The organism is Nonomuraea sp. NPDC001699 (genome assembly GCF_053596455.1).
The window spans coordinates 59,327-71,694 of sequence record NZ_JBSFGF010000007.1; the positions used below are offsets into that span (position 1 = coordinate 59,327).

The window sequence follows — 12,368 nt, forward strand, 5'->3', positions numbered from 1 at the left end:
TCCCAGGTGGAAGGCCCAGCGGTAGGCCCCTCGCAACCCCGTCAAATCGTATAGGACATCGTCGATGATACATGGGGAACCTATGGACAGAAATATCTGATGTCGTACATGATTTGTCCATCGGGGCAGGACGCACGGCGCTTCGAGGAGGGGTGCGAATGCGATGTCCACGACGCCTGGTGTGGTGGGCGGCCGCCATGGCTCTGGTGGTCTCCGCCTGCGGGACGGGCCAGGACGGAGGCGCCGCCAGAACGGCCTGCGGCACGGGCGCGCCCGCCACCGGGACTCCGATCACCGTCGGCGCGATCGTCACCGCGAGCGGCGGCATCGACTTCAGCTCGGCCACCAAGGCGGCCAAGGCGTACTTCGACTGCGTCAACGCCGGCGGCGGCATCGGCGGCCGGCCGGTCGAGTACCTGGTCGAGGACGACGGCCTCAACCCGCAGAAGGCCTCGGCCCTGGCCACCAAGCTGGCCGGCAACCGGGACCTGGTCGCCCTGGTGGGCGGCTCCAGCTTCGTGGCCTGCGGTGTGTCCGGCCCGATCTGGGAGCAGAACGGGCTGTTCGACGTGCTCGCGGTCGGCGTGCCCAGGGCGTGCTTCGAGTCGCCGCGCATCGCCCCGGTCAACGCCGGACCGAGGGTCAGCGCCGTGGCCGCCGCCCAGTACGCCGTGGAGGTCAAGGGCGCCAGAAGGGTCGCCCAGATCAGCAACCGGGTGCCGGGCGTCGGCGACTGGACCCAGGACGGCGTGCGCGCCTACCTCAGGACCAAGGGCCTGACCTCGGCCGGCGACGTGCTGCACGACCCCGGCATCAAGGACGCCACCGCCGTGCTGCTCGAAGCCATGCGGGGCCGCCCGGACGCGATCATCCTCCAGGATCCCGCCCCCGACGACGCCGCCATCCTCAAGGCCGCCCAGGCGCAGGGGCTCAAGGACAAGGTCACCTTCGTCTGCCTGACGCCCTGCTACGACACCACCTTCCCCGGCCAGGTCGGCTCCTACTGGGAGGGTTTCGTGTCCAACTCCGAGTTCACCCTGCTCGACGCCGGCACCCCGGACAACAAGCTGTGGCGCCGGGTCATGGACGAGTACGCCGACGACAAGGCCCCCCGCGACTCCTTCGCCCAGGGCGGCTTCCTGGCCGCCAAGATCTTCGTCGACACCCTGGCCAAGGCCGGCGGCACGATCGACCGCGCCTCGGTGAGCCGGGCCCTGTCGGAGATCAAGGGCTACCGCAGCGACCTGCTCTGCGCCCCCTGGTACTTCGGCCGCGCCGCCCGCCACAACGCCAACCACGACACCCGCTACGTCACGATGAAGGGCGGCGGCTGGTCCAAGGTCAAGGACTGCACCCCGACCCAGGACCCCGACCTCGCGCCGCTCCTGCGGGAGGAGAAACAGTCGGGGCTGACCGGCTGATGTTGCCGTTCGTCATCAGCGGGCTCGCCCTCGGCGCCGTCTACGCCCTGTCGGGGGTGGGCATCGTCGTGCTCTACCGCGCCACCGGCGTGCTCAACCTGGCCTACGGCGCGATCGGCGCGATCGGCGCGCTGCTGTCCTGGCAACTCCTCCAGGACGGCTGGCCGGTCGCGCCCGCCCTGATGGCCGCGCCGCTGCTGTCGGCGCTGCTGTCCGGCCTGTACGGCGGACTGATCGGCCCGCTCGTCGCCGCCCGCGACCCGCTGGTCAAGGCGGTCTGCACGCTCGGCTTCGCGCTCGTGCTGCTCGGCCTGTGCTACTGGACGTGGAGCGACGACCCGCGCACGCTCACCCTGCCGACCGACACGGCCGGGTTCGACGTGGGCGGCTCGCGGGTCACGCTCACCCAGGCGCTCGCCCTGGTCCTGGCCGTGGCGCTGACCGGCGGGACCGCCGTGCTGCTGCGCCGGACCGCCTTCGGCACCGCCATGCGCGCGCTGGCCGACGACCGCGAGATCAGCGCGCTGCTCGGCGTGCGCATCCGCCGGGTCGAGACCGTCACCTGGGTGGCGGGCGGCGCGGTGGCCGGGCTCACCGGGCTGGTGCTCGGGTCGCTCACCCGGTTGGAGGCGGGCACCCTGACCTTCCTGGTGATCGCGTCGCTGTCGGCCGGCGTGGTGGGCCGGTTCAGGTCGCTGCCGGTCACGCTGGCGGCCGGGCTGGCGATCGGGCTGGCCGAGGCCCTGGGCGGGGCGTGGGAGCAGACCGCGCCGTACCGGTCGGTGGCGCCGTTCGCGGTGGCCGTCGTGGCGATCCTGTGGTTGCAGCGCGGGAGGGCGAGGGCCAGGCGGGGCGGCACGGTCGAGGTGCGCGCGGCCGAACCCGCGCTGTCGGCCCGGGCCCGGCCGCTGCCGCCCGGCGACGTCCGCTCGGTGCTGCGCGTGGTGCTCGGGCTGGCCGCCGGGGCGGCGTTGCTGGCGGTGCTGGTGCCCCTGGTCGTGGACGGTTACTGGGTGCGGGTGCTCACCTCCGCGGTCATCTTCGTGATCCCCGCCGCCGGCATCGCCCTGCTGTACGCGCGGCTCGGCCTGGTCTCGCTCGGCCAGGTGGCGCTGCTCGGCGTCGGCGGCTGGGTGGCGCTGCGGCTGGCCTTCGCCACCGGGTGGCCGTTCCCGGTGGTCGTGCTGGCGGCCGGGGCGGTGACGTGCCTGGTCGGCATCGTATACGGGTTGCCCGCGCTGCGCCTGTCCGGCGTGGACCTGGCCCTGGTGACGCTCATGGCCGGCGGGGCGTTCCAGGTGGCGTTCTCGGCGACCGGGTTCCCCGACGGCGGCCCCGGGTTCCTCGGCCGGGTCGCGGGCAGCGGGACGCAGCAGGCCATGCCGCGGCCCTCGATGGCGTCCTCCGACACCGGCTTCTTCCGGTTCGCGGTCCTGTGCGCCGTGCTCGCGCTCGTCCTGGTCGTGCTGCACCAGCGCGGACGGCCGGGCCGGGCGTGGGCGGCGATCAGGAGCGGCGAGGCCGGCGCGCTGGCCGTCGGCGTGGCCCTGACCAAGTACAAGGTGTGGGCGTTCGCGCTGGCGGCGTTCGTCACCGGCACCGCGGGGGCGCTGCTGGCCGCCAACACCGGGCGGCTGGACCCGATCTCGTTCCGGGCCTCGGACTCGGTGCTGCTGTTCGCCGTCGTCCTGGTCGGCGGCGCGTACGGGCTGACCGGCGTGGTCCTGTCCGGCGTGGTCGGCCAGGTCGTCCCGGCCGCCCTCGACGCCGCCGGGCTCGACGGCAACCTCATGCTCGTCGTGTTCGGCGCGGGCACCGTGCACGCCCTGGTCACCGCGCCGCGCGGCATCGGCGGGACGCTAGAGGACCTGCGGCGGCCCGCATGAGGCTGGAGATCGAGGACCTGCGCGTGCGGTTTGGCGGCGTGCGTCCGCTGGACGGCGTCACCCTGACCTTCGAGTCCGGGCTGTGCGGCCTCATCGGGCCCAACGGCGCGGGCAAGACCACCCTGTTCAACGTGCTGTCCGGCTTCGTGCGGCCGGTCTCCGGGCGCGTCACCGCCGGCGGCGCGGACCTGCTGGCGCTCGCGCCGCACCGCAGGGCCCGGTGGGGGCTGCGCCGCACGTTCCAGCAGGAGCAGGTGGTCGCCGAGCTGAGCGCGGCGGGCAACCTGCGCCTGGCCGCCGACCACCTGGGCGGCCCGGACGAGGGCCTGCTCGCCTTCTGCGGCCTGCGCGACCCGGGACGCCCGGCGGGCGAGCTGACGCTGCCGGAGCGGCGGCGGCTGGAACTGGCCCGCGCCCTGGTCGGCACGCCCAGGATCGTGCTGCTGGACGAGCCGGCCGCCGGGCTGTCGGAGGCCGAGTCGAGGTCGCTGGCCGAGGTGGTGACGGCCGTGCCGGACCGGTTCGGCGCGCTCGTGGTGCTCATCGAGCACGACGTGGCCCTGGTCGGCGAGGTCTGCGCGACCACGGCCGTGCTGGACTTCGGCCGCCTGGTCGCTGCCGGCCCGACCGCGGAGGTGCTGGCCGACGAGCGGGTGCGCGCCGCGTACCTGGGGGAGGCGCCGTGAGCCTGGAGGTGCGCGACCTGCGCGTGCGCAGGGCCGGGCGCGAGGTGCTGCACGACGTGGCGCTCGACGTGCCGCCCGGCGAGATCACCGCGCTGCTCGGCGCGAACGGCGCGGGCAAGAGCACGCTCGTGCTCGCCGTGGCCGGGCTGCTGCCGGTCGAGTCGGGCGGCGTGAGCGCCGACGGGGACGAGCTGACCGGCTTGCGCCCCGAACGCGTCCGGGCGCTGGGCGTCGCCGCCGTCCCCGAGGGGCACCGGGTGCTGCGCTCGCTGAGCGTGGCCGACAACCTGCGCCTGGCCGGCCCCGACCCCGCGCCGGCCCTGGCCGCCTTCCCCGAGCTGGACGAGCTGCGCGACCGGCGGGCCGGCACGCTGTCCGGCGGCCAGCAGCAGATGCTCGCCCTGGCCCAGGCCATCGCCGGCGGGCCGCGCTACCTGCTGGTGGACGAGCTGTCCTTCGGCCTGGCGCCCGCCGTGGTGTCCAGGCTCGTCCCCGCCCTGGCCGCGCTCGCCGAAGCCGGCGCCGGAGTGCTGCTCATCGAGCAGTACACCCGGCTCGCCCTGGAGCTGGCCACCCGCGTCCACGTGCTGGACCGGGGCCGGATCGTCCTGCGCGGCACGCCGGACGAGCTGCGCGGACGGCTGGGCTCGGCCTATCTGGGAGAGGGCGATGGAGACCTTTGACGTCGTCGTGGTCGGCGCGGGCTCGGCGGGCGCCGCGGTGGCCCGCCGGCTGGCCGACGACGACGCGCTGCGCGTGCTGCTGCTGGAGGCGGGCGGCCCCGACGTCAACCCCGACATCCACGACCCCGGCGGGGTGTTCCGGCTGTGGGGCGGACCGGAGGACTACGACTACCGCGTGGCGCCGCAGCGGCGGCTCGGCGGGCGGCGTCCGCACTGGCCGCGCGGGAAGGTCCTGGGCGGCTCGTCCTCGCTCAACGGCATGATCTTCGTCAGGGGCGCGCCGGCCGACTACGACGCCTGGGGGCCCGGCTGGTCGTACCCCGAGGTGCTGCCGTACTTCAGGCGGCTGGAGGACTTCGACCGGGGGGCCGATGACCACCACGGCGTGGGCGGGCCCGTACGGGTGATCGCCGACTACGCGCCGCACCAGGTCAACGCGGCCATCGTGGCCGCCGCCGTGGAGCAGGGCATGCCGTTCAACCCCGACTGCAACGGCGGCCGTCCCGACGGCGCCGGGTTCTGCCAGCTCACGATCAGGCACGGCCGCCGGCACAGCACGGCCGACGCCTACCTGCGCCCGCGCTGCGACCGGCCCGTCCTGGAGATCCGCACCCGGGCCCGCGCCCGGCGGCTGCTCCTGCGCGGCCGGCGGTGCGTCGGCGTCGAGTACACCCAGGACGGCAGGCTGCACCAGGTCGGGGCCGCCCGCCAGGTCGTGCTCAGCGCCGGGGCCGTCGAGTCGCCGCGCCTGCTCCTGCTGAGCGGCCTCGGCGACGCCGCCGAACTGCGCCGGCACGGCGTCAAAGCGGTGGAGGACCTGCCCGGCGTGGGACGCAACCTGCACGACCACGCGCTCGTCCCGGTGATCGTGGCCGCCCGCCGTCCCGTGCCGCCCGCGCTGCCCGGCCTCCAGCCGATGCACAGCCAGCTCTTCTGGCGCAGCCGCCCCGGCCTGCCCGGTCCCGACGTGCAGCCGCTGTTCTTCCACGTCCCCCTGTACGACGAGGGCATGACCGGCCCGCCGGACGCCTTCACCCTCATGGCCGGGATCGTCCGTCCCGAGAGCAGGGGCCACCTGGCGCTGACCTCGGCCGATCCCGACGCGCCGCTGCACATCGACCCCGCCTACCTGGACACGGCCGCCGACCGCGCGTGCATGCGCGCGGCCGTCGGGCTGTGCCGGGAGCTGGCCCACGCCGCCGCCCTGCGGGAATGGGCGGGACCGGAGCTCTACCCCGGTGATCGTGAACTGTCCGAGCACATAGAGAGGACCTTGGTGACCTACCACCATCAGGTCGGGACCTGCGCCATGGGAACCGTCGTGGACCAGCGGCTCAGAGTCCACGGCATCGACGGGCTGCGCGTCGCCGACGCCTCGGTGATGCCCGCCGTCACGTCAGGGAACACGAACGCGCCCGCCATCATGATCGGCGAGCGGTGCGCGGACATGGTGCGAGAGGAGATCGGCTCATGACCGGCCTGTACATCGGCGGCGCCTGGGGCCCGGCCGCGGACGGCGCGACGTTCGCCACGCTGGACCCGGCCGAGGCCACCGTCATCACCGAGTGCGCCGAGGCGGGCCCGGCCGACGTGGACCGCGCGGTGGCGGCGGCCAGGGCCGCGCTCGACGACCCGGCCTGGGCCGAGATGCCCGCCGCCGCCCGCGCCCGGCTGCTGTGGAGGGTGGCCGACCTGGTGGAGGAGCACGCCGACGAGCTGGCCGAGCTGGAGACCAGGGACAACGGCCAGCCGCTGGCGGTGGCGCGGAACGTGACGGTCCCCGGCACCGCCGAACATTTCCGATATTTCGCAGGATGGTGTACGAAAATCGAGGGCTCGGTGTTGCCCGTCTCGTACCCCGACACCCTGCACTACACCCGGCGCGAGCCCGTCGGCGTGTGCGCGCTCATCACCCCGTGGAACTTCCCGCTGATGATCGCCGCCTGGAAGCTCGCCCCCGCCCTGGCCTGCGGCAACACCGTGATCGTCAAGCCCGCCGAGCAGACCCCGCTGACCACCGTCCGGCTGGTGGAGCTGATGGAGCTCGCGGGCTTCCCGCCCGGCGTGGTCAACCTGCTGACCGGCGGCCCGGAGACCGGCGCGGCCCTGGCCGGGCACGCGGGCGTGGACAAGGTCTCCTTCACCGGCTCGACCGCCGTCGGCCGCTCGCTCGTGCACGCCAGCGCGGGCAACCTCAAGCGCCTGACGCTGGAGCTCGGCGGCAAGGCCCCCAGCATCATCGCCGCCGACGCCGACATCGACGCCGCCGTGGCGGGCAACGTCCAGGGCGCGCTGTTCAACAGCGGCCAGGTCTGCGCCGCGTACTCGCGCTTCTACGTGGACCGCAAGCGGGCCGACGAGTTCACCTCGAAGATGGCCGCCGCGGCCGAGGCGCTCAAGGTCGGACCGGGCCTCGACCCGGCCACCGACCTCGGCCCGCTGATCAGCGAGGACCACCTGATGGCCGTGGACACCCACGTCCGCGGCGCGCTGTACGATGGCGCGCAACTCGTCACCGGCGGCAGACGCGCCGACGGCCCCGGCTTCTTCTACCGGCCGACCGTGTTCGCCGAGGTGACCGACACCATGGCCGTGGCCCGCGAGGAGGTGTTCGGACCCGTCATCCCGGTGCTGGCCTACGACGACCCCGAGGAGCTCGTCGGCCGCGCCAACGGACTGGAGTACGGCCTGGCCGCCTCCATCTGGACCGACGACCTGTCGACCGCCCACCGCCTGGCCGCCCGGATCAGGGCGGGAGCCGTGTTCATCAACATGATCCATGTGCCGGACGCCGCCACCACGTGGGGCGGCTACAAGGCCAGCGGGTGGGGGAGGGAGATGGGCCCGTACGCCATCGACGCCTACACCGAGGTCAAGGGCGTCTGGACACACCTGGGGAGGGTGTGATGGGAGAGCTCGTCCTGGCAGCCAAGATCACGCATGTGCCGTCGATCTGGCTGTCGATCCAGCCGGGCAGGCATTTCGGCATCCGCCGGCCCGCCGAGCTGGCCCTGACCGAGATCGGCAGGCGGGCGCGCGAGCTGGAGGTGGACACGTTCCTGATCGCCGACACCCACTGGATGAACAGCATCGGCTTCCACCTCAACGGCAAGGAGCGCCACCGCGACTCCTACGCCAGCCACGAGCTGCCGCACTTCATCCACGACCTGGACTACGACTACCCGGGCGATCCCGTGCTGGCCGAGCTGATCCGCGCCGAGATCGTCGCCGGGGGCCAGAAGGCGCTCGTGCACACCTACCGCGACCTGGGCCTGGAGTACGCGACGCTGGTCCCGATGCACTTCATGAACGAGGACTCCGCCATCCGGGTGCTGCCGATCGGCTGCAACGTCTACTCCTCGATCGACGAGAACCGGCGCATCGGCGAGGCGCTGCTGCGCGGCATCCGGCAGAGTGACCGCCGGGTCGCGTTCCTGGCCAGCGGCTCGCTCTCGCACGCCTTCCCCTCCAACGAGAGCGCCGAGTCGCTGCTCAACGAGGTCAGCAGCCCGCTGAACCGCAAGATCGACATGGCCGTCCTGGACATGTGGGCCGAAGGGCGCATCGGCGAGTTCCTGGACATGTTGCCCGACTACAACGTGCGGTGCACGGGAGAGGGCGCGATGGCGGACACGGCGATGTTGTTCGGCGTGCTGGGGTGGCGGTCGTACAAGGGACGGGGGGAGCAGTTGTGCCCGTATTTCGGCTCGACCGGAACCGGTCAGGTGGTCGTGGATTTTCCCGTGCCGGCGTACGATAAGATCTGAAATCATATGTGAAATAGGACAGACGGAGGTTCTGTGGCGAGGCTGTTCTCCCGGTGGCCCGGCCTCCGTCCCTCCGGCGGGCCGCGCGGACGGGCCGTCCGCGGGGGAAGGCAGCCATCCGACCCTTGCGTCCCGGCCGTCGCGGGCCGGGCCGCGGGGCCCGCGCGCCGCCTGCGCCCGGAAGGGCTGACGGGGGCGGCTTTCCCGGCGCGCGCGTGGCCGCGAAAGGCGTCGTCCGCGCTCGTCGTCGGGCAAGATGATGGGATGACAGCGGGCATCCAGCGTATCGTCGAGGTGACCCCGGGGGCGGGGCCGGTGAGGGCTCCGGGCGGTCACGTCGGAGTGCCGGCGGGCGCGGGCCCGCGCGGCGCCATCGTGAAGGTCCTGCAGAGGTGATGGTGAGCAGCACGAGAAAACCGGCCCAGGCCAAGCGGCCCAAGGGCTCCAAGGCCGAGATCAGCTACGACCTCCTGCGGGCCCGCATCCTCGACGGCACGTACGGCCCCGGCTACCGCCTGGTCATGGACCAGCTCGCCAGGGAGACCGGCGTCAGCACGATCCCGCTGCGCGAGGCCGTGCGCAGGCTGCAGTCCGACGGGCTGGTCGAGGTCGTGCGCAACATCGGCGCCCGGGTCGCCGTCTTCGACTCGGTGCAGGTCGAGCACACCCTCAACGTGCTGGCCCGGCTGGAGGGCTACGCCACGGCCATCTGCGCGCCGCACATGGACGCGGCCAAGATCCAGGAGTCGCGGGAGATCAACGAGCGGATGAAGGAGGCGCTGGAGGAGTTCGACCCCACCTCCTTCACCGCCCTCAACCGCGAGTTCCACTTCTCGCTCTACCGCCACTGTCCCGACGAGCACCTCAACGCGCTGCTGGAGTCGGAGTGGGCCCGGCTCGACCACATGCGCCGCTCCAGCTTCACGTACGTGCCGGGGCGGGCGCGCAAGTCGGTGGAGGAGCACGACCGTCTGCTGAGCCTGATCGAGGGCGACGCCGAGGCGGAGGTGATCGAGCAGGCGGCCCGCAACCACAAGATCGCCACCGCGGACGCCCTGCACACCGCCCAGGTCTCCCGCCAGCACTGATCTCGCGGCACTGACGTCTGGTGGCGGGCCTCAGGGGCGGCGGGGCTCCAGGCTGAAGACCGCCCACTCCTCGCCGGGCGCGAGCCCCGCCAGCTCGCGCCCGCACTCGCGCAGCGCCTGCGGGCCCGAGGTGATGTGCTGGGCGCCGGCGTGCGCGTCCCGGAACAGGCGCTGGAGCAGGCCGTCGCGCAGCGCCGTCGTGCCGCCCGAGGTGTAGGCGAACCCGGCCACGTCGGTGAGCGTCGAGGTGGCGTGGTTGAGCGCGAGCCGCACCATCGTCTCCTGGCGGGTGGACAGCGGGCCGCCCGCGTCCAGGGTGCGTGCGGTGTCGTCCCACGTCTCGCGGACCAGGGCGCGGGCCGCCCGGTGGGCCGCCTCGGCGCGGGCGAGACCGGCGTGGAAGGTGTCGCTGTCGGCGAGCTGTCCCGGCCGTCCCGCGCGGGCGGCGACGTGCCGGACCAGCTCGTCCAGCAGGCGGCGGCCGACGCCGAGCGCCCAGGCGGAGTGGCAGATCAGCGCCTGGTCCAGCAGGCCGAGCCGGTAGATCGCGCCGCCGCGCAGCGGCTCCCGCTGGGCGAACGGGTGCGTCCGCGACTCCGGCACGAAGGCGCCGTCGATGGCGTAGTCGACGCTGCCCGTGGCGCGCAGGCCCAGGACGTCCCAGTTGCCGAGCAGCTTGGCGTCCTCGACCGGGGTGATGAAGATGCGTTCCTCGCCGGTGCCCTCCACGACGCCCAGGCTGTGCACGTACCGGGCGTGCGGCATGGCCGAGGCGAAGCTCCACCGGCCGGTCAGCCGGAAGCCGCCGTCCTCGGGCACGGCGGTGCCCGGCCGGGTGCCCTGCCCCGCGAACAGCGGCGTACGGGGGCCCCGGAAGATGTCCTCGACGGCCTCGTCGCCCAGGTAGGCGCCGCCCGTGCCGTTCTCCAGGGTGGTGGCCATGACCACCCAGCCGGTCGAGGGGTCGGCGTAGGACAGCTCCTCGAAGACGGCGAGCAGCTCCGGCGGCGACAGCTCGGCGCCGCCCAGCGGCGCGGGCAGCCAGACGTCGAACAGCCCCGCCTCGTGCAGGGCCGTCACGACGGGCTCGGTGAGCCTGCCCAGCGCCTCGGCCTCGGCCGCCTCGCTCTCGATCAGCGGGCGCAGGTCGCGGGCGCGGTCCAGGTGGTGGGGGCCGGCTGAGTGCAGTCGCGGCTTGTCGCTCATGTCCCGGTGCTCCTGTTCGTGATCGTCAGCGGTCCTTACTCCGTCAGATCACGTCCCCGCCCGGTTGTCCACCCTCCGCCGGGAATCGCGGCCCGCACCCGGATGAGGGGGTGGCTTTGCATGTTCATGCGTTGCGATGCATAATCTTCTTCTATGTCCAAGGTTCTCACCTCCCTGCCCACCGGCGAGCGGGTCGGCATCGCCTTCTCAGGCGGTCTCGACACCTCGGTGGCCGTCGCGTGGATGCGCGACAAGGGCGCCGTCCCGTGCACCTACACCGCCGACATCGGCCAGTACGACGAGCCCGACATCGCCTCGGTGCCCAGCCGCGCGCTGGCCTACGGGGCCGAGCTCGCACGCCTGGTCGACTGCCGCGCCGCGCTGGTCGAGGAGGGCCTGGCCGCACTCACCTGCGGCGCGTTCCACATCCGCTCGGGCGGCCGGGCGTACTTCAACACCACGCCGCTCGGCCGGGCCGTCACCGGCACCCTGCTGGTGCGGGCCATGCTCGAGGACGAGGTGCAGATCTGGGGCGACGGCTCCACGTTCAAGGGCAACGACATCGAGCGGTTCTACCGCTACGGCCTGCTGGCCAACCCCCACCTGCGCATCTACAAGCCGTGGCTCGACGCCGACTTCGTCACCGAGCTCGGCGGGCGCAAGGAGATGTCGGAGTGGCTGCTCGCCCACGGGCTGCCCTACCGCGACAGCACCGAGAAGGCGTACTCGACCGACGCCAACATCTGGGGCGCCACCCACGAGGCCAAGACCCTCGAACACCTCGACACCGGCATCGAGACCGTCGACCCGATCATGGGCGTGCGCTTCTGGGACCCCGAGGTCGAGATCCTCCCCGAGGACGTCACCATCGGCTTCGACCAGGGCCGCCCGGTCACGATCAACGGCAAGGAGTTCGGCTCCCCGGTCGACCTGGTCATGGAGGCCAACGCGATCGGCGGCCGGCACGGCCTGGGCATGTCCGACCAGATCGAGAACCGCATCATCGAGGCCAAGAGCCGCGGCATCTACGAGGCCCCCGGCATGGCGCTGCTGCACGCCGCCTACGAGCGCCTGGTCAACGCCGTCCACAACGAGGACACCCTGGCCACGTACCACAACGAGGGCCGGCGGCTCGGCCGGCTCATGTACGAGGGCCGCTGGCTCGACCCGCAGGCGCTCATGCTGCGCGAGTCGCTGCAGCGCTGGGTCGGCACGGCGATCACCGGCGAGGTCACCCTGCGGCTGCGGCGCGGCGAGGACTACTCGATCCTCGACACCACCGGCCCGGCCTTCAGCTACCACCCCGACAAGCTGTCGATGGAGCGCACCGAGGACTCCGCGTTCGGCCCGGTCGACCGCATCGGCCAGCTCACCATGCGCAACCTGGACATCGCCGACTCGCGCGCCAAGCTGGAGCAGTACGCCACGCTCGGCATGGTGGGCACCACCCACCCCGCGCTGATCGGCGCCGCCCAGGCGGCCTCGACCGGCCTCATCGGCGCGATGCCGCAGGGCGGCGCCGAGGCCATCGCCTCGCGCGGCGAGGTCTCCGAGGACGAGGAGCTGCTCGACCGCGCCGCCATGGAACTCGGCACCGACTGACCGCGCCCCCGGGCCTTCCGGGCCTCCTG

Annotated in this window: 10 protein-coding genes; 9 read left to right on the plus strand and 1 reads right to left on the minus strand. The window is 73.2% G+C overall.

The window, feature by feature from the left end:
* Window positions 1–158 precede the first annotated feature (158 nt).
* The 8 genes from ACWCSU_RS22040 to ACWCSU_RS22075 all read left to right on the plus strand — a co-directional run bounded on the left by ACWCSU_RS22040 (window position 159) and on the right by ACWCSU_RS22075 (window position 9,531).
* Entirely contained in the window at window positions 159–1,421 is a 1,263-nt protein-coding gene (locus ACWCSU_RS22040; RefSeq protein ID WP_357707588.1) for an ABC transporter substrate-binding protein, read from the plus strand.
* Complete coding sequence (locus tag ACWCSU_RS22045; RefSeq protein WP_449937102.1) at window positions 1,421–3,307, plus strand: ABC transporter permease; 1,887 nt, start codon at window positions 1,421–1,423, stop codon at window positions 3,305–3,307. Before ACWCSU_RS22040 ends, ACWCSU_RS22045 begins: the two co-directional genes overlap by 1 nt.
* Window positions 3,304–3,993: an ABC transporter ATP-binding protein gene (locus ACWCSU_RS22050; protein WP_357707592.1), complete on the plus strand. Its 690-nt coding sequence runs from the start codon at window positions 3,304–3,306 to the stop codon at window positions 3,991–3,993. Before ACWCSU_RS22045 ends, ACWCSU_RS22050 begins: the two co-directional genes overlap by 4 nt.
* Complete coding sequence (locus ACWCSU_RS22055) at window positions 3,990–4,676, plus strand: ABC transporter ATP-binding protein (protein WP_449937103.1); 687 nt, start codon at window positions 3,990–3,992, stop codon at window positions 4,674–4,676. The genes ACWCSU_RS22050 and ACWCSU_RS22055 overlap by 4 nt, the downstream gene beginning before the upstream one ends.
* Window positions 4,663–6,150 (plus strand): GMC family oxidoreductase, encoded by a 1,488-nt coding sequence (locus ACWCSU_RS22060; protein ID WP_449937106.1) that lies wholly within the window; start codon window positions 4,663–4,665, stop codon window positions 6,148–6,150. The genes ACWCSU_RS22055 and ACWCSU_RS22060 overlap by 14 nt, the downstream gene beginning before the upstream one ends.
* A complete protein-coding gene (locus ACWCSU_RS22065; RefSeq protein WP_449937108.1) occupies window positions 6,147–7,583 on the plus strand; it encodes an aldehyde dehydrogenase family protein in 1,437 nt (478 codons plus the stop codon). Before ACWCSU_RS22060 ends, ACWCSU_RS22065 begins: the two co-directional genes overlap by 4 nt.
* Window positions 7,583–8,443, plus strand: coding sequence for a 3,4-dihydroxyphenylacetate 2,3-dioxygenase (hpaD, locus tag ACWCSU_RS22070; protein ID WP_357707597.1), 861 nt, complete (start codon window positions 7,583–7,585; stop codon window positions 8,441–8,443). Before ACWCSU_RS22065 ends, hpaD begins: the two co-directional genes overlap by 1 nt.
* A gap of 395 nt (window positions 8,444–8,838) precedes the next feature.
* A complete protein-coding gene (locus ACWCSU_RS22075) occupies window positions 8,839–9,531 on the plus strand; it encodes a GntR family transcriptional regulator (protein ID WP_449937110.1) in 693 nt (230 codons plus the stop codon).
* A 30-nt stretch (window positions 9,532–9,561) separates the two neighbouring features.
* Here the strand turns inward: ACWCSU_RS22075 and ACWCSU_RS22080 are convergent, their stop codons facing one another.
* On the minus strand, window positions 9,562–10,737 hold the full coding sequence (locus ACWCSU_RS22080) for an acyl-CoA dehydrogenase family protein (RefSeq protein ID WP_449937111.1): 1,176 nt from the start codon (window positions 10,735–10,737) through the stop codon (window positions 9,562–9,564).
* A gap of 153 nt (window positions 10,738–10,890) precedes the next feature.
* Here ACWCSU_RS22080 and argG point away from each other — a divergent pair, with 153 nt between their 5' ends.
* Entirely contained in the window at window positions 10,891–12,339 is a 1,449-nt protein-coding gene (gene argG, locus ACWCSU_RS22085; RefSeq protein WP_357707601.1) for an argininosuccinate synthase, read from the plus strand.
* Window positions 12,340–12,368: the final 29 nt, after the last annotated feature.